Annotated in this window: 14 protein-coding genes; 9 read left to right on the top strand and 5 right to left on the bottom strand. The window is 61.6% G+C overall.

Translation table 11 applies throughout. From position 1 onward, the window contains the following. Window positions 1–26: 26 nt before the first annotated feature. Complete coding sequence (locus BW978_RS12450; RefSeq protein ID WP_076395553.1) at window positions 27–2,090, top strand: prolyl oligopeptidase family serine peptidase; 2,064 nt, start codon at window positions 27–29, stop codon at window positions 2,088–2,090. A gap of 35 nt (window positions 2,091–2,125) precedes the next feature. Here the strand turns inward: BW978_RS12450 and BW978_RS12445 are convergent, their stop codons facing one another. Both BW978_RS12445 and BW978_RS12440 read right to left on the bottom strand, forming a co-directional pair. After that, the gene (locus BW978_RS12445) at window positions 2,126–2,575 is read right to left on the bottom strand and encodes a DNA polymerase III subunit chi (RefSeq protein WP_006727454.1); all 450 of its coding nucleotides are present in this window, start codon (window positions 2,573–2,575) and stop codon (window positions 2,126–2,128) included. A gap of 17 nt (window positions 2,576–2,592) precedes the next feature. Continuing rightward, a complete protein-coding gene (locus BW978_RS12440; RefSeq protein WP_076395551.1) occupies window positions 2,593–4,089 on the bottom strand; it encodes a leucyl aminopeptidase in 1,497 nt (498 codons plus the stop codon). A gap of 269 nt (window positions 4,090–4,358) precedes the next feature. On the opposite strand from BW978_RS12440, the gene BW978_RS12435 reads away from it, so the two are divergent. The 6 genes from BW978_RS12435 to rsmA all read left to right on the top strand — a co-directional run bounded on the left by BW978_RS12435 (window position 4,359) and on the right by rsmA (window position 11,880). After that, entirely contained in the window at window positions 4,359–5,525 is a 1,167-nt protein-coding gene (locus BW978_RS12435) for an LptF/LptG family permease (RefSeq protein ID WP_076395549.1), read from the top strand. After that, complete coding sequence (lptG, locus tag BW978_RS12430) at window positions 5,522–6,604, top strand: LPS export ABC transporter permease LptG (protein WP_076395547.1); 1,083 nt, start codon at window positions 5,522–5,524, stop codon at window positions 6,602–6,604. Before BW978_RS12435 ends, lptG begins: the two co-directional genes overlap by 4 nt. Before the next feature lie 71 nt (window positions 6,605–6,675). Continuing rightward, on the top strand, window positions 6,676–8,940 hold the full coding sequence (locus BW978_RS12425) for an LPS-assembly protein LptD (protein WP_244551954.1): 2,265 nt from the start codon (window positions 6,676–6,678) through the stop codon (window positions 8,938–8,940). Window positions 8,941–9,067: 127 nt separating this feature from the next. Further along, window positions 9,068–10,012, top strand: a complete 945-nt coding sequence (locus BW978_RS12420; RefSeq protein ID WP_076395543.1) for a SurA N-terminal domain-containing protein — start codon at window positions 9,068–9,070, stop codon at window positions 10,010–10,012. Between the two features lie 18 nt (window positions 10,013–10,030). Then, window positions 10,031–11,053 carry a 4-hydroxythreonine-4-phosphate dehydrogenase PdxA gene (gene pdxA / locus BW978_RS12415; protein ID WP_076395541.1) on the top strand — a complete coding sequence of 341 codons (1,023 nt, stop codon included), beginning with the start codon at window positions 10,031–10,033 and terminating at the stop codon, window positions 11,051–11,053. Beyond that, window positions 11,053–11,880 carry a 16S rRNA (adenine(1518)-N(6)/adenine(1519)-N(6))-dimethyltransferase RsmA gene (gene rsmA / locus BW978_RS12410; protein WP_076395539.1) on the top strand — a complete coding sequence of 276 codons (828 nt, stop codon included), beginning with the start codon at window positions 11,053–11,055 and terminating at the stop codon, window positions 11,878–11,880. The genes pdxA and rsmA overlap by 1 nt, the downstream gene beginning before the upstream one ends. A gap of 188 nt (window positions 11,881–12,068) precedes the next feature. Here rsmA and BW978_RS12405 read toward each other — a convergent pair whose 3' ends face one another. After that, the gene (locus BW978_RS12405) at window positions 12,069–12,971 is read right to left on the bottom strand and encodes a LysR family transcriptional regulator (RefSeq protein ID WP_076395537.1); all 903 of its coding nucleotides are present in this window, start codon (window positions 12,969–12,971) and stop codon (window positions 12,069–12,071) included. A 154-nt stretch (window positions 12,972–13,125) separates the two neighbouring features. Here BW978_RS12405 and BW978_RS12400 point away from each other — a divergent pair, with 154 nt between their 5' ends. Both BW978_RS12400 and betC read left to right on the top strand, forming a co-directional pair. Beyond that, window positions 13,126–14,028 (top strand): choline ABC transporter substrate-binding protein, encoded by a 903-nt coding sequence (locus tag BW978_RS12400; protein ID WP_244551970.1) that lies wholly within the window; start codon window positions 13,126–13,128, stop codon window positions 14,026–14,028. 11 nt (window positions 14,029–14,039) lie between these two features. Beyond that, window positions 14,040–15,557: a choline-sulfatase gene (gene betC / locus BW978_RS12395; RefSeq protein ID WP_076395532.1), complete on the top strand. Its 1,518-nt coding sequence runs from the start codon at window positions 14,040–14,042 to the stop codon at window positions 15,555–15,557. 61 nt (window positions 15,558–15,618) lie between these two features. Here betC and gmk read toward each other — a convergent pair whose 3' ends face one another. Together gmk and BW978_RS12385 are read right to left on the bottom strand one after the other, a co-directional pair. Next, window positions 15,619–16,266 carry a guanylate kinase gene (gene gmk, locus BW978_RS12390; protein WP_076395530.1) on the bottom strand — a complete coding sequence of 216 codons (648 nt, stop codon included), beginning with the start codon at window positions 16,264–16,266 and terminating at the stop codon, window positions 15,619–15,621. Between the two features lie 3 nt (window positions 16,267–16,269). Continuing rightward, a complete protein-coding gene (locus BW978_RS12385; protein ID WP_076395528.1) occupies window positions 16,270–17,160 on the bottom strand; it encodes a YicC/YloC family endoribonuclease in 891 nt (296 codons plus the stop codon). Window positions 17,161–17,183 lie beyond the last annotated feature (23 nt).

Below are 17,183 nucleotides of genomic sequence, written 5' to 3'. Positions count from 1 at the left end.
TGACAAAAATGCAAAGGAGCAGCGCCATGGATCTCTTTCTCGAAAAGGATGACGATCCGCAGACGCTGGCCTTCGTTTCCGCACGGAACGCGCGTTCTGACGAGGCACTCGCGACACCTGAAATGGAGGCCGACGCCGAGGCGCTTCAGTCCATGATGGAGCGCCAGGACAGGCTGATCGTGCCAACGCGGCGCGGCGACTGGCTGTTCGATTTCAACCGGTCCCGCGACAATCCACTCGGCGTGCTGCGCCGACTGCCGGCGACGGATGGGCCGCGGGCCGATGCCGCGTGGGAAACGGTCTTCGATGTCGATGCTTTCTGTGCGCTAGAGGGAAAACGCTGGATTTTTGGCGGTTGCGTCACTTGCCCCTTCGAACCGACGCGCGTTCTGCTGCGACTGTCTGACGGTGGCTCTGACCTGACGCGTTTTCTCGAGTTTGATCTCAAAACCAAACGCGTGGTGGACGGCGGCTTCGACACGCCGGCAGTCCGGGCGCAGGCGTCATGGCTCAGCGCCGACGAGATCGCCTATTTCGGATCGATCGACGCCTTTTCCGCCACGCAATCCGGCTGGCCAAGGGTCGGACGGCGATTGCGCCGGGGCGAAGCCCCGGCAGAGGCGGAGATCCTGTTCGAGGCCGCACCAACCGACGTCACCGGCTATGGCTTTATCATCGATCCCGAACTCGGCGGGCACACGGGGCCCGACACGCGACAGATCCGGGTGTTCATGGCGAACCACGAGATCGGCAAGCTTAGCCTTCACGTCGAGGACGCCGATGGCGTTGCCCGCCGGCTGCCGCTGCCACGGGAAATCGGCTTTGACATCAACCACAGCCACATCCTATGGCTCGCGAAGAGCGACGAGCAGGTGGCGTCCGGCAGCCTCGTCCTGCAGGCGCTGACACCGTTCGGTTCTGAACCTCTCGCGCCGAAGCGACGCGTTCTGGTAGAGCCGATGCCGGGTCGCGCCGTGCATCACTTCACCCTGCTCCGCCACTGGGCGGTCTACACCGTCGATGATCGCCTCTCGCCTGAACTCTATGCACTCGATTTGACGAAAGAGGACGCCGTGCCTCAGCGCATCGAGCTGCCAACCGGCATCGAGGCCCTCTATTTCTCTCCGCTCCATGCCGACCTGCATTTGGGAGACGACACGCTTCATGTGATCGGCTCCGGCTTCCTGGTGCCGCCGACCCGCTACACGCTCGCCCTTTCCGATCAGGACCGAAATCCCACCAAGAGACCGCTTGTCCTGGTGCCGCAGGAAACGTCGCCCGCCTTTTTCGATGCTGAGGGAATGACCAGCGAACTTCTGGAAGCCACATCGGAGGATGGCACCAAGGTGCCTTACCATCTGGTGCTGCCGAAGGCGTGGACGAAGGGCGAGCTTCCGATTCTGATCTATGGCTATGGCGGCTTCGCCGTTCCGCTTGCGCCACATTATTCCGGGACCACGGGCCGGTTTCTGGACCAGGGTGGCGCTTACGTGCAGGCCTATATCCGCGGCGGATCCGAACTGGGGCCGGAGTGGCACAAACCCGTGAAGCGTCACGGCCGCCACAAGGCTTACGAAGACTTTGTCGCGATCGCCCGTGATCTGGTGAAGCGTGGCTATACCAATCCATCGCGGATCGCCTGCACAGGCGGCAGCAATGGCGGCCTGCTCACCGGGGTCATGCTGACACGTTATCCTGATGATTTCGGCGCCGTCTGGTGCCGGGTTCCGGTGCTCGACATGACCCGCTTCCATCTTTTCCCGGCCGGGCGGGCTTGGATGGACGAATACGGCAACCCCGACGACGAGGAAGACCGCGCCTATCTGCTCGGCTACTCGCCGCTGCATCAGGTTAAGCCGGCATCGGACCAAGCCTATCCGCCCGTCTATATCGAAAGCTCCAGCAATGACGACCGGGTGCATCCTTCGCATGCGCGGCGCTTTGCGATGCGGCTGGAAGAGGCCGGACACCTGCCCCTCTTCCACGAATATGGCTCCGGCGGTCATGGCGGGGCCGGCAATTCGGCGGAAATGGCGCGACGGACCGCCATGGGCTACAGCTTCTTGCGCCAGACGATCATGAAAGCCTGACATCGAGAAAGGGCGCCGCTGAACCGGCGCCCCAATCAGGCCTTCTTCTCCCAGCGCCCCTCGGGGCTCTGTTGCCAGTAGGTCAGAGTGTGGCCCTGGCTCTTCAGCCGTTTCCATTGCGAGCGGGCCCCCTCGAGCTGTTCCGTGTCGTATCCGTCGAAGACGAAGACGACGCGGTCGTAGGGGAGCTCATCCGGCGGCTCGGCGCCATCGACCAGAAAGCGCACGCTCGCCTGGTTGATGTTTTCGGTACCCGTGGTCAGCAGCACCGGTTGGCGATCCGGAGAGGCGCCGTCCTCCGTGCCATGGGGCAGAAAACTCTCGTCCCGATAGGTCCAGAGATGCGCATCGAGCGCATCCCGCCTTTCGGGATCACGCGTCTGGACAGCCACACGCCAGCCGCGCTCCACGCTCTTTTCGAGGAGCGGCGGGAGCGCGTCTTCCAGCTTCGATTCCGTCAGATGGTAGAAGAGAACATCGGCCACGGCGGCAGTCACCGCCATCAGGATTCGTAATGGGCGCGAACGAGTTCATCGAGCAGGCGCACGCCGTAGCCCGAGCCCCAGGACTGGTTGATCTCGTCGTTGGGCGAACCCATCGCCGTGCTGGCAATGTCGAGATGCGCCCAGGGTGTGTCCTTGACGAAGCGCTTGAGAAACTGGGCTGCCGTAATTGAGCCTGCCTGGCGGCCGCCGGTGTTCTTCATATCGGCGAACTTGGAGTCGATCAGCTTGTCATAGTCCTTGCCGAGCGGCATGCGCCACAGCCGCTCATTGGTCGAGAGGCCGGCGGCCAGCAGCCTTTCCGAAAGCTCATCGTCGTTGGAGAACAGTCCGGCATGCACGCTGCCGAGGGCTACGCCGATCGCCCCCGTAAGCGTGGCAAGGTTGATCATGAAGGTCGGCTGGAAACGATCGTTGCAATACCAGAGGGCATCGCAGAGCACGAGGCGGCCTTCGGCGTCGGTGTTGATCACCTCGATCGTCTGACCGGACATCGATGTCACGATGTCGCCGGGACGCTGGGCATTGCCGTCGGGCATGTTTTCCACGAGGCCGAGGATGCCGATGGCATTGACCTTCGCCTTGCGGGCAGCGAGCACATGCATCAAGCCCGCGACGGCAGCAGCACCGCCCATGTCACCCTTCATGTCCTCCATGCCACCTGCCGGCTTGATCGAGATGCCGCCGGTGTCGAAAACCACGCCCTTGCCAACGAACGCAATCGGCTTGTCCTTCGACTTGCCGCCCTTCCACTGCATCACGACGAGGCGCGGCGGACGCACCGAGCCCTGGGCGACGCCGAGAAGCGCACCCATGCCGAGCTTCTTCATCTCTTTTTCCGTCAGCGTTTCGACCTCGACGCCGAGCTTTTCGAGCTCCTTCGCCTTGGCAGCGAATTCGAGCGGACCCAGCACGTTGGCAGGCTCATTGACGAGGTTGCGGGCGAGGATCACGCCGTCGGCAACCGCTTCCGTTTCGGCGAAGGCCTTCTTGGCGGCTGAGGCCTCAGCGGTGACGATCGTCACCTTCACCGTCTTTTCAGCCTTGTCTTCCTCGTCTTCCGGCTTCTTCTTGGTCTTGTAGGTGTCGAACTTGTAGGCGCGAAGCAGCATTCCCAGCGCAAAATCGGCGACGGCCTTCGGCGAGACCTGAAGCCCGGGGACATCGACGTACACGGTTACGGTGTCCGCCCCCTTCACCGCCGCCGTGGCAACACCCCCTGCCTTCAACCAATCATGCGCGGACAAGCTATCGCCCTTGCCGAGCCCGAGAATAACCAGCCGGTCGAGGGGCGTGCCATGCGGAGCAACGATGTCGAGGGTTGAAAGCGACTTGCCAGTGAACTTGCCGGACTTGGCGGCGCGGGCATAGACGCCGGCCGGATCCGCTTCAGTAGCCCCGGCTGGCATATCGGCGCCTGACGTCGTCAGGAGAATGGCGAGCCCTTCCGCGGCAGCATGCGACTTTGCGAAGGAGACGGCGAGTTTCAACGACATGGGGGCATCCTGAGTACGTGAAAAGAAGGTCTTTCGAAGATCATGGTCTTTTCGCGAACGATGGCAAGAGTTTGACCGGGCATTCCTCCTTCAATCCCCCGATTGCGGCCAAGGTCGCGTCAGCGTGTCCGATTTATCGCGGTGGAGAAAAAAACAGGATCACTGAGCCGGGGAAATTGCCATCCATCGGTCGCCAAAATGCCGCAAGCATTGTAGAGAACGCCAATCCTCGGCGCGACGTCTGCGTGTCGCGCCTGCAAGGGAACCCTATGAAGATACTCGAACAATACATCCTGCGGCGGGTCGTCCTGATGTTCACGACAGCGCTTTTACCGGTGCTGGCGATCATCTGGACGACGCAGGTGTTGCGACGTATCAACCTCGTCACCGACAGTGGCCAGTCGGTCGGGTCCTTCATGCTGCTGGCGACGATGATCCTGCCGACCATCATCGCGACCGTCCTGCCCTTTGCGCTTGTCATCGGCATCACCCATACGCTGACCACGATGAACAACGATTCGGAACTCGCGGTCATCGATGCCGCTGGAGCACCGAGACGAACGATCCAGCGTCCGCTGCTGATGCTGGCGGGCGGTCTCAGCATCTTTTCACTGGTCATGCTCGGCTTCGTTGAGCCGGCGATGCGCGTCAATGTGCGGAGCATGATCGCCACTGCCTATGCCGATCTGCTCTCTTCGGTTATCGAGGAAAAGACCTTTCGTCAGATCGAGCCCGGCCTCTACGTGCAGATTTCCGAGCGACAGGCAGGCCGCCAGATGAAGGGGCTGCTGGTCGCTGATTCCCGTGATCCCGCTTCCGAACTCATCTATTATGCCCGCGAGGGCGCGGTCGAAGAAACCGGCAAGGCACTCGTGATGCAGGATGGCGAAGTACAGCGCAAAGCGCCGAACGGCGATGTGACCGTCATCCGCTTCGACCGCTACGCCTTCGATCTTTCGGATCTCTCCGAGGAACGCGGCCAGGCCCGCTTCGGCGCCAAGGATCGTGATCTGTTCTATCTGATGGATCCCGATCCGCTCGACGAGCGCTATGTCAGCTATCCCAACGACTTCACGGCCGAGCTCCACCGCCGCATCAGCGCGGCCTTTTTCCCGCTGGTCTTTGCCGTGATCAGTCTGATGATGTGCGGTGATGCCCGGTCCCACCGCGAAGCCCGGCTGCATCCGATGGCGTCGACCCTGCTGATGTCGCTGACCCTCTTCTGGGCTTCGAACTACGTCACCTCGCTCGTGGAGACATCCGCGGCCTACGTGCCTCTGCAGTATTTCGTGCCCCTGGCCAGCGGCGCTGCCGCCGCCTTCATGCTGGCGACGAATCGCACCCCACGATTGCCGCGTTCGGTCTCCAATCTCGTAAGCAAAGCGATCACGCTCACCCAGAAGCGGCTGGGCGCAAGCGCCGGGGGAGCAGCATGATCTGGACTCTCGGGCTTTACTTCTTCCGACGCTACATGATGACGACGCTATGGTTCTTCCTCGGCGTCATTTCGATCACCTATCTCATCGATTTCACGGAAACCTCCGGGCGCTACGATAATCTGCCGGGCTATTCCGTGACCGGCGTGCTCTATCTCACAGCCTTGCGGCTGCCGCTGATCCTGCAACAGACTGTGCCGTTCATCGGCCTCTTCGTCGGCATGGCGACGCTGATTGCGCTCAACCGCAAATCTGAACTGGTTGTCGCGCGGGCGGCCGGCATTTCCGTCTGGCAGTTCATGGCGCCGTTCCTGATCGGCGCAACCCTGATCGGTCTGGCGACGACGCTGGTGATCAATCCCCTTGCCGCCTGGGGTGAACGCCAGGGCACCGAAATCGAAACGAAGTGGCGTGAAACGGCGGGCAGTGCGAAACCGGCGCCGATTCCGTGGCTGCGCCAGTCGAGCGGCGACAATGACGTCGTGCTCGGCGCGCGTTCCGTTCTCGAAGATGGAACCCTGCTTGTCGATGCCGTTCTGCTGCATTTCGACCAGGACGGACGCATCGTGCTGCGTCAGGATGCGCGCACAGCGACTTTGAAAGATGGTTACTGGATGCTTACCGACGTTCTCGAGACGCGTCCGGGAGAAATCCAGACGCGACTCGCCGACGCGCGCGTTGCGACCAATCTCAACGAGGAATTCGTACAGCAGCGCCTAGCCCGTCCGGAAAGCGTTGCTTTTTATGATCTTTTTCAGAAAATTGAAGTTGCTCGATCCTTTGGGATCGCACCCCATGCGCTGGAAACGCAGTTTCATTCGCTGCTTTCACTGCCGTTCCTGATGATTGCAATGACGCTGATTGCTGCAACCGTTTCGCTGAAATTCAGCCGTATCAACCAATCGAGAACGGTGATTCTCGGTGGAATATTGTCAGGCTTCGTGCTTTATGTTGTCTCTGTGCTCGTCAGGGCATTCGGAAGCAGCGGCGTCATGCCGCCATATGTTGCGGCCTGGGTCCCAGTTGTCGTAGCCATGGCACTGGGGGCAACGATTCTGCTTCACAAGGAGGATGGTTAGTGGCGGTAAAAGACCGCGGGAATATCAGGAGGCTCTCAGTAGCCCTGCTGACCAGTGTCGCTGTGTGCGCTATGGCACCCACAGCGCCTCTCGTGCATGCGCAGAGCCTGTCCGACTCAGCGTCGATGGCAGGTAACGTCCCTGATGACGCGAAGCTGCTTCTGGCAGCCAATGAACTCGTTTATGACCGTGATGCCGAGCGCGTTGTCGCGAACGGTGCGGTACAGATCAATTATGCCGGCTACCAGATGGTGGCCCGTCAGGTCGTTTACGACCAGAAAACGGGCCGCGTCACAGCGGCGGGCAATATCGAACTGGTCGAGCCGACCGGAAACCGCATTTATGCGGATTCGCTCGATGTCACCGACAATTTCTCCGACGGCTTCCTGCGTGCTTTGCGCGTAGAGAGCACTGACAACACCCGCCTTGTTGCCGAAAGCGCCCAGCGCGTCGGTGGCACGCAGATGATTCTGCACAAGGGTGTATACACGGCATGTCTTCCTTGCGCGGAAAACCCCTCGCGTCCGCCGCTTTGGCAGGTGAAGGCCGAACGTGTGGTTCAGGACGGCACCAAGAAGACCGTGCGCCTCGAAAGGGCGCGTTTCGAACTGTTCGGCAAGTCGCTTGTGACGCTGCCATTCATCGAGGTGCCGGATAATACCGTAAAACGGAAGTCGGGCTTCCTGTTCCCGCAGTTCCGTTCCGGCGAAAATGTCGGCTTCGGTATCGCGGTCCCCTACTACATCGCCATCGCTCCGGACCGCGACGCGACGGTCACCGCGACCGGCTTCAGCGCCCAGGGCGTCCTGCTGGAAGCGGAGGTCCGCCAGAGATTCGAGAAGGGTCAGGCCAACATCCGGATCGCCGGCATCAGCCAGATGAACACGGACGATTTCACCGCCGGTACGAGCGACGCCGCGCGTGATACGCGTGGCCTCATCGCGTCGAAGGGCGAGTTCAAGATCAATCCGCGCTGGGCATTCGGCTGGGATGTCATGTTGCAGAGCGACAACAACTTCGCGCGCACCTATGGCATCGATGGCCTGAATGCGTCGACGAACACCAATGTCGTCTACCTGACCGGCATCGGCGAACGCAATTTCTTCGACATGCGCGGCTACTATTTCGACGTTCAGGACGCGGATCTGAACAACACGTCAGAAAAGAAGCAGGCGACCGTTCTGCCGGTCATCGACTACAGCTATTACGCACCCGAACTGGTCGCCGGTGGCCAGTTGTCAGGCACCTTGAACTTCACCTCCCTGTCGCGCTTCTCAAGTGAGTTCGCCGACACGAACAGGGACGGCACATTCGATGTCTATCGCGGGCTGAAGGGCAACATGAACCGCCTGACGGGCGAGCTCGAATGGGAACGCACCTACGACGGTCCGGGCGGATTGCAGATAACGCCGCTTCTCGCTGCCCGTGGCGATGTCTATGGCCTGGCCATGGACGCACCTGGCAACTACACCGGCGGCTACACCAGCAATGACGCACCTGCCCGCTACATGCTGACCGCCGGCATCGAAGCCCGCTACCCCTGGCTGATCACGACTGCGAACAGCTCGCATATCATCGAGCCGATCGCGCAGATCTATGCTCGCAACAACGAGGGCTATGCTGGTCAGTTGCCGAACGAAGACGCTCAGAGCCTGGTGTTTGACGCCAGCAACCTCTTCTCGCGCAACAAGTTCTCCGGGTTTGACCGTGTCGAAGGCGGAACACGCGCCAATGTCGGAATGCGCTACACCGGCAGCTTCGACAACGGGATCGGTGTGCGCGCCGTCATCGGTCAGTCCTACCATCTGGCGGGCCTGAATTCCTATGCGACGCAAGACCTCCTGGCCGTCGGCTCCGATTCCGGCCTTGAGACGGATGTTTCCGACTACGTGGCATCGGCTGGTTTCGAACTGCCGATCGGGCTCTCGCTCAGCGCCGGCGTGCGGCTGGATGAGAAATCACTCGATGTTCGCCGCACCGACATCAATGCGACCTACTCTCAGGACAGGTTCGAAACGAGCCTGACCTTCACCCAGGTCGACGCGCGCCCGGCTTACTCGTTCAACAACGACAACCAGACCGTCACCAGCTCCACGACCGTGAAGGTCACCGAAAACTGGTCGGTGTTTGGCTCGGTGAACTACGATATCGATGCCGACAAGTTCAATCGCCGCAGCGTTGGCATCTCTTATGCCGATGAATGCACGATCTTCTCGATCGCCTATTCGGACAAGTATGATCCGAATGCGGAGACCGCGAACGACTGGACGATCGGTGGAAAGCTGGTGTTCCGCACCCTCGGAGAGATCAATCTCAGCGACACCTCGTTCGAGTGAGGCCACACCGCTGCGATGCAGGTCATTGTTTCGCCGCATGGATTGTGCAATCCGTGCGGCGGTTCTAAAATCCGTTCCATGATCTAAGTCCGGAGCAGGCTTCTGCAGTTCGGAGAAAGGATAACAGATGGCTCATGCAAAAAAAGGCACCGGTCTGCTGCTTGCCGGCGTCATCGCGCTGTCCTTGAGCGTCAGCCCGACGCCAATCTTCGCGCCGGCCCAGGCGGCAACATCGGTGGCGGCCGTTGTCAACAAGACCGCAATCACGAGTGCTGACGTCGCTCGCCGAGTGGCCTTTCTCAGGCTGCAGCGTCGTACCGGCAATCTCCAGAAGATCGCCCGGGACGAACTCGTGAACGAGACGCTGAAGCGCGAGGAGATCGCGCGTGTTGGCATGTCCGTCAGCACGGCGGAAGTTGACGCCTCGTTCGAACGCTTTGCATCCTCGAACAAGATGTCGGTGTCGCAGCTCAATTCCGTGCTCGATCAGGCCGGCGTTGGTGCCGCGCACTTCAAGTCCTTTATCGCCGTCTCCATGAGCTGGCCGCGCCTCGTGAACGCGCGTTATGGGGCGGGGGCGCGTGGCCGTTTGTCCAACCAGGATCTCGTGACCCGTCTTCTCGAAAACAAACAGAAGCCGGTGACGACGGAGTACTTCCTCAAGCAGGTGATCTTCGTGGTGCCCGCTTCTAAGAAGGGCATCGTCGGCAAGCGCAAGGCGGAAGCCGAAAAGTCGCGCGCCTCTTTCCCCGGCTGCGACCAGGCCATGGACTTCGCGAAGAACTATCTCGACGTATCGATCCGCAATCTCGGCCGCGTTCTCGAGCCTGAAATGCCGCCGGAGTGGAAGCCGCTGGTGGAGAAGGCAAAGGGTGGCACGACGGCAACCCGCGTGACCGATCGCGGCGTCGAGTATCTCGCAATCTGCAACCAGCGTCAGGTTTCTGACGATGTTGCGGCTGAGGTCGTCTTCCGCGCCGAGGATATCGGCAAGGAACAGCAGGGCGAGAACCCGGACTCCGACAAATATCTGGAAGAACTGCGCTCGAAGGCCCAGATCGTAGTGCAATAAGCCGCGAAAGGCCGATCCATGACCAATGGCGTCCTTCCGCTGGCGCTCAGCCAGGGCGATCCGGCCGGCATCGGGCCGGATATCGCTCTTCAGGCGTGGCTGAAACGTGATGAGCTGGCGCTTCCGCCGTTTATCTATGTCGGCGATCCCGAGGTCCTGAAGGTTCGGGCGCGCCAGTTGGAACTCGATGTTGCCGTCGAGGAGACGGATGCGGCGCATGCGAGCGACGTCTTCGTCCGGGCGCTTCCAGTTCTCCCCATTTCAACCGGCGTCGACGTCTTGGCCGGCAAACCGCATGTGGCGAATGCCCGTGGCACGATCACAGCCATCGAAACATCAGTTGCGCTTTGCCTCGCAGCTGCGGTACGCGCGGTCGTCACCAATCCGATTGCGAAATCCGTGCTGTACGAAGCCGGCTTCGGTTTTCCAGGACATACCGAGTTTCTCGCCGATCTCGCGGCGCGGGCAAAGGGCAGCGCCGTCATGCCGGTCATGATGCTCGCAGGTCCGAAGCTCAAGGCGGTGCCCGTGACCATACACATCCCGTTGAAAGATGTTCCCGGCGCGCTGACGGAAGACCTGATCGTTGACACCTGCCGGATCGTCGCGAAGGATCTCACTGACCGGTTCGGGATCACCTCCCCGCGGCTTGCGGTTGCCGGTCTCAACCCGCATGCGGGGGAGAATGGCGCGATCGGCCATGAGGACGACGACATCATCCATCCGGCGATCCGAAAGCTGCGCGACGAGGGCATCGATGCCTTCGGCCCCCTGCCTGCCGACACCATGTTCCACGACGATGCGCGCACCCGCTATGACGTGGCGATCTGCATGTATCACGATCAGGCACTGATCCCGGCCAAGGCACTCGGCTTCGACGACAGCGTCAACGTGACGCTTGGGCTTCCCTTCATCCGCACTTCGCCGGACCACGGGACGGCTTTCGGTCTCGCCGGCAGCGGTTTTGCCAAGGAAACCAGCCTCGTTGCAGCCTTGCGGATGGCGGATCGAATGGCGCATGACCGGGATGCATCTCTCTGATGGCCGCGCTCGATGGACTGCCGCCGCTGCGCGACGTGATCGCGCGCCATGGCCTGGATGCCAAGAAAGCGCTCGGGCAGAACTTCCTGCTCGATCTGAACCTGACCCAGAAGGTGGCCCGCAATGCCGGTTCGCTCGAAGGTGTGACGGTGATCGAGGTTGGGCCGGGTCCGGGGGGCCTTACGCGGGCAATCCTGGCTCTAGGCGCGAAGAAGGTCATTGCCATCGAGCGTGATCCGCGTTGCCTGCCGGCTCTGCAGGAGATTGCCGACCATTATCCCGGTCGCCTCGAGGTGATCGAAGGTGATGCGCTGAAAACCGATTTCGAGAGCCTGGCCCCTGGCGAGCCGGTCAAGATCATCGCCAACCTGCCCTACAATGTCGGCACGCAGTTGCTGGTCAACTGGCTGTTGCCAGGCCAATGGCCGCCCTTCTGGCAGTCCCTGACGCTGATGTTCCAGAAGGAAGTCGGGCAGCGGATCGTAGCACGTGAGGACGACAACCATTATGGCAGGCTCGGCGTGCTCTGTGGCTGGCGGACGGAGGCGCACATGGCCTTCGACATCCCGCCGCAAGCCTTCACGCCGCCGCCCAAGGTGACCTCGACCGTGGTCCATCTGGTCCCGATCGAAAAGCCCCTGCCCTGTGATCCGGACAAGCTGGAAAAGGCGACACAGGCTGCTTTCGGCCAGCGTCGCAAGATGCTCCGGCAAAGCCTCAAGCCGATCGGCGGCGAAGCATTGCTCGCCCGCGCCGAGATCGATCCTCAACGCCGGGCGGAAACGCTCAGCGTCGAGGAATTTTGCCGGATCGCCAATCTGCTCTGAGGAGCAGGTTGTACGGCGTCGGCGAGCGTGCTGGTACGCAGTGAACGCCGTGTTGATTTCGACATAGGTCATGCCGGCCAGAGCCACGAGCGGTATGGCAAGCGCCACTGCGGGGCGCCAAGTCTCTGAACATCCTGTCAGTCATACCTCGATGACGCGACTTCTTTGGCCCGTCGGTTCGGGGTCCGTCAGGCAACTGAATCGGCTGCCTCGTCGGCCAACCAAGCGGCGAGCAATGTGACGGCTTCACCGCCGCTGCCCGGCACGAGCCAATAGCCACGCCCTTCAACAGACACCATGTCACCCGCCATAACCAGCAGGTTCGCGTCGAGCAGATGATCCACGATCCCCAGCCAGCCGAGCGCGACACCCTGCCCGGCCATGGCAGCTTGAACCACGAGGGCATAGGTGTTGAAGCGGAGATCGCCCGGACTGTCTTGCAGACTTTCGCCCAGTTGCAAACGCGACAGGTAGGCAGGCCAATCGAGCCAGGGAGAGACTTGCTCGGCTTCGAGATGGATCAAGGGACGTTGCCGGATCGGCAGGCCGGGACCTTCCGTGAGGCTGCGCGCCAGTGTGGGCGTGCAGACGGGCACGACCCGTTCGGGCATCAGCAATCGGGCATCGGCCCCGAACTCGCTGCCCGCCCCGAAGGCGACGGCGAGATCAGCATCCTCGCGCCAATGGTGCCCGAGGCGCTGGGTTGCGACGATTTGCAAATCGATTTCCGGATGGCGCTGGCGAAAGGCATGCATGCGCGGAATGAGCCAAAGGCTGGAGAAGGCGTAATCCGTGGCAAGTCGCACGGTGGGTCTTCTGCGGGCTGCACGCACGCTGCGTTGCAGGGCATCCACCTCCGACACCGTGCGTTCCGCAATCGCGAGCAGCCGCCGTCCTTCATCGGTGTACCTCACGCCCCTGTGCAGGCGATGCAGCAAGGGCTGACCAAATCGCTGCTCCAGAAGGCGGATCTGATAGCTCACGGCCGGCTGCGTCAGGCCGAGCGCTCCGGCTGCCCCCGACAGGGAGCCTTTCCGGTCGATCTCGACCAGCAGTCGCATCCAGGCGAGATCGATCAGCGCTTCAGACATAAGAATTTTCTATGTGAAACATCAAAATTCTCCCGCTTCACAGCTGAATGGTGCGGCTCTTGAATAAGGGTAACCAATATCACAACAAGAGGGAACCATCATGCGCAAGACACTTACGTCCGGCACACGCCTTGGCGGGCTCGCCGCTCTGGCAATGCTGTTGATCACGACCTCGGCGGCCGCTGCGGACGCCGAGAGCTGCAAGGTCGTCCGGTTGTCCGATCCGGGCTGGACCGACATCACGGCGACCAATGGTGTCGCGACGGTCGTTCTTGAAGCGCTCGGCTATGAGCCCGACGTGAAGACGCTCTCCGTGCCGATCGGCTATCAGTCGATGAAAAACGGCGAGATCGACGTGTTTCTCGGCAACTGGATGCCCGCTCAGCAGGCCTTCATCGACGATCTGAATGGCGCCCAGGCGATCGAAGTCTTGGCGAAGAACCTGGAAGGTGCAAAGTTCACCCTCGCTGTCCCGACCGCGGTTGCAGACAAGGGCATAAAGGATTTCGCTGATCTCGGCAAAAACCCCGACGAGTTCGAAAGCAAGATCTACGGTATCGAGCCTGGCGCGCCGGCCAATGCGAACATTCAGAAGATGATCGATGCCGGCGAGTTCGGATTGAAGGGCTGGGAACTTGTCGAGTCCGGCGAGCAGGCGATGCTGGCCCAGGTCGAGCGCGCCACGAAGGAAGGCAAGGGCGTGGTCTTCCTCGCCTGGGCGCCGCATCCGATGAACGAACGTTTCGACCTCACCTATCTTTCAGGCGGCGACGCCTATTTCGGCGCAAATTACGGCGGTGCCGAAGTCTATACGCTGGCCCGCACTGGCTGGACCGGCAGCTGCCCGAACGCTGCCACCCTCTTCAAGCAGATGACCTTCGACGTCTCGATGGAAAACGTGCTGATGGGCGAGATCCTTGGCGGCACAGATTCCAAGGAAGCCGCAACGGAATGGTTGAAGGCCAATCCTGCCGTCATGGATGCCTGGCTGAAGGGCGTGACGACCTTTGACGGCCAGCCGGGTGACGCCGCGGTCAAATCGGCTCTCGGTCTCTGAGGTCGAATCCAGTGACATCGCGCCCCAATATCCTGATCCTGATGGTGGATCAGGCCAACGGGACCTTCTTCCCCGACGGTCCCGCCGACTTCCTGCATGCTCCGCATCTCAAGTCCCTGGCGAAGCGCTCCGTGCGCTTTGCCAACACCTATACGGCAAGCCCGCTCTGCGCACCGGCGCGGGCCTCCTTCATGTCCGGGCAATTGCCGAGCCGCACGCGCGTCTACGACAATGCAGCGGAATTCGCCTCCGATATCCCGACCTATGCGCATCACCTCAGGGCGGCCGGCTACCAGACTAGCCTTTCCGGCAAGATGCATTTCGTCGGGCCGGATCAGTTGCACGGTTTCGAGGAGCGGCTGACGACCGATATCTATCCCGCCGATTTCGGCTGGACGCCCGACTATCGCAAGCCGGGCGAACGCATCGACTGGTGGTATCATAATCTGGGTTCCGTCACGGGCGCCGGCGTTGCCGAGATCACCAACCAGATGGAGTATGACGACGAGGTGGCCTACAACGCCACGCGCCGGCTCTACGACCTGTCGCGCGGACACGACGAGCGGCCGTGGTGTCTGACGGTGAGCTTTACCCATCCGCACGATCCATATGTCGCGCGGCGAAAGTATTGGGATCTCTACGAGGGCTGCGAGGCCCTGCAGCCAAGTGTGCCTGCGATCCCCTACGACGAACAGGATCCGCATTCGCAGCGCCTCATGGATGCCTGTGACCACCTCGCCTTCGACATCACCGACGACAACGTCGCGCGGGCGCGTCAGGGCTACTTCGCCAATATCTCCTATGTCGACGACAAGATCGGCGAGATCCTTGACGTGCTCGAGCGCACCCGGATGGCGGAGAACACGATCATTCTCTTCGTCTCCGACCATGGCGACATGCTTGGTGAGCGAGGCCTCTGGTTCAAGATGAACTTCTTCGAGGGCTCGGCGCGGGTACCGATGATGATGGCGGTCCCGGGGATCGAGGGAAAGCTGGTGACCACGCCGGTCTCGACACTCGACGTCACGCCAACCCTGGCCGCCCTCGCGGGCATAGACATCTCGACGATTTCCGACTGGACCGATGGCGAGGACCTGATGCCGCTTGCGACGGGCACCGGCAGCCGTGGCATCGTGCCGATGGAGTATGCGGCGGAGGGCACGGTGAGCCCCATGGTCGGGCTTCGAAACGAGCGTTACAAACTGACGCTCTGTGCCTCAGATCCACCGATCTTGACCGATCTGGAGGCCGATCCCTATGAGATGACCAATCTCGCTGACGATCTGGCGGTGGCTGGCGTGTTCAACGCACTGAGCGACGAAGCAGCAAAGCGTTGGGACTTGTCACGCTTCGATGCCGCGGTCCGCGAAAGCCAGGCTCGACGCCACATCGTCTATACGGCGCTCCGCAACGGCGCCTATTTCCCTTGGGACTACCAGCCGCTGCAGAAGGCCTCGGAGCGCTATATGCGCAACCATATGGACCTCAACATTCTCGAAGAAAGTCAGCGCTTCCCAAGAGGTGAATGATCCAAGCAAAAAGGGCGGCCGAGATAATCGGGCCGCCCTTTTCAATGGATCAGAGACAATCTCAGGCGATCAGGCCTTCGACGAAATCGAAGAGGCCATGGCGACGATCGCGGCGCAGGCGCTCGGCCTTGACGATCGACTGGACGGCGTCGAAGGCGGAGTTCAGGTCGTCATTGACGATGACATAGTCATATTCGCGCCAGTGCTTGATCTCTGAGCGGGAATTATTAAGGCGGGTCTGGATGACCTCCTCCGTATCCTCTGCACGGCGATGAAGGCGCGACTGCAGTTCGGCCATGGTCGGCGGCAGGATGAAGATCGAGACGACATCGGCCGACATCTTTTCCTGCAGCTGCTGCGCGCCCTGCCAATCGATGTCGAAGAGCATGTCCCGGCCCTCGCCCATGGCCGTCTCCACGGCTTCGCGCGGCGTGCCGTAGTAGTTGCCGTGTACCTGCGCCCATTCGAGCAGCGAGTCGCTGTCGCGCAGGCGTTCGAATTCGCGCTGCGAAACGAAGTGGTAATGCACGCCCTCGATCTCGCTCTGACGGCGCTGGCGCGTGGTGACGCTGACCGAGAGGCTGATCTGCTGGTCGCGATCCATCAGGGTGCGGGCGATCGTCGACTTTCCGGCGCCCGAGGGCGAGGAGATGACGAGCATCAGGCCACGCCTTGCGATCTTGATGGAGGTGGGGGCGGCAGCGGCCATGGACTACTCCAGATTCTGAACCTGTTCGCGGAACTGGTCGATGACGACCTTCAATTCAATGCCGGCGGCAGTGACTGCGACGGCATTGGACTTGGAACAGATAGTATTTGATTCTCGGTTAAATTCCTGCGCCAGGAAATCGAGCTTGCGGCCGACGGGACCACCCACGGACAACAGTTCGCGGGCCGCCGTCACATGGGCCTTGAGGCGATCGATTTCCTCCCGCAGATCCGCCTTGGTGGCGATCAGGGCGATTTCCTGATGCAGGCGGTCGCGGTCGAGGCCGCTGGTCGTATCCATCAGACTGGCAAGCTGGGCTTCAAGCCGGCGTGCGATCTCATCGGGCGAACGCGACGGATCCGCCTCGATCTGCAGGGCAAGCTCTTCGATCCTGGCGATATGCTCTTCGAGGATGCGGCGCAGCGCCGCCCCCTCGGTTGTCCGCATGTCGACCAGTGCGGAGATGGCGCGTCCGAGGCCGGCGAGAATGTCCGCGTCACGCTCGGCAATCGCCTCGGCGTCATCGGTTGCCTCGCGCATATCGACAAGCCCCCGGATCGACAGGAGTGTGTCCAGCCTGAGCGGAGCCGGGTCCAGTACATCGGGTCCGAGCTCGTTGCGCAAGGCGAGAACGGCCGCCAACGCATCGTGATTGAGCACCGCTTCGACGCGGTTTTCACTGACAGTCACGCTGAGGCCGATCTGCAGATTGCCGCGCGTCAGACGCTCGCTGGCAAGGCGACGGATATCCGTCTCCAGCGCTTCGTGCCCCTGCGGCAGGCGCGTGCGCAGGTCGAGCCCCTTGCCGTTCACCGAGCGCAGTTCCCAGGCCCAGCGGTACCTGCCGGACGAGCCCTCGACCCGGGCGAAGCCCGTCATGGATTGCAGTGTCATGTCCCCGCCCCTTACCGTCGGTC

Source organism: Rhizobium sp. RU33A (assembly GCF_900156055.1).
GTDB lineage: Bacteria > Pseudomonadota > Alphaproteobacteria > Rhizobiales > Rhizobiaceae > Allorhizobium.
Note: the sequence above shows the minus strand (reverse complement) of the source record. Positions and strands in the feature narration are given on the sequence as shown.

Excerpts from the sequence above, each read along its gene's own strand:
- BW978_RS12420 (WP_076395543.1), top strand. The coding sequence starts at position 9,068 with ATGGCTCATGCAAAAAAAGGCACCGGTCTGCTGCTTGCCGGCGTCATC.
- gmk (WP_076395530.1), bottom strand. The coding sequence starts at position 16,266 with ATGGCCGCTGCCGCCCCCACCTCCATCAAGATCGCAAGGCGTGGCCTG.
- BW978_RS12440 (WP_076395551.1), bottom strand. The coding sequence starts at position 4,089 with ATGTCGTTGAAACTCGCCGTCTCCTTCGCAAAGTCGCATGCTGCCGCG.
- BW978_RS12425 (WP_244551954.1), top strand. The coding sequence starts at position 6,676 with ATGGCACCCACAGCGCCTCTCGTGCATGCGCAGAGCCTGTCCGACTCA.
- BW978_RS12435 (WP_076395549.1), top strand. The coding sequence starts at position 4,359 with ATGAAGATACTCGAACAATACATCCTGCGGCGGGTCGTCCTGATGTTC.
- BW978_RS12405 (WP_076395537.1), bottom strand. The coding sequence starts at position 12,971 with ATGTCTGAAGCGCTGATCGATCTCGCCTGGATGCGACTGCTGGTCGAG.
- rsmA (WP_076395539.1), top strand. The coding sequence starts at position 11,053 with ATGGCCGCGCTCGATGGACTGCCGCCGCTGCGCGACGTGATCGCGCGC.
- lptG (WP_076395547.1), top strand. The coding sequence starts at position 5,522 with ATGATCTGGACTCTCGGGCTTTACTTCTTCCGACGCTACATGATGACG.
- BW978_RS12450 (WP_076395553.1), top strand. The coding sequence starts at position 27 with ATGGATCTCTTTCTCGAAAAGGATGACGATCCGCAGACGCTGGCCTTC.
- pdxA (WP_076395541.1), top strand. The coding sequence starts at position 10,031 with ATGACCAATGGCGTCCTTCCGCTGGCGCTCAGCCAGGGCGATCCGGCC.
- BW978_RS12385 (WP_076395528.1), bottom strand. The coding sequence starts at position 17,160 with ATGACACTGCAATCCATGACGGGCTTCGCCCGGGTCGAGGGCTCGTCC.
- BW978_RS12400 (WP_244551970.1), top strand. The coding sequence starts at position 13,126 with ATGCTGTTGATCACGACCTCGGCGGCCGCTGCGGACGCCGAGAGCTGC.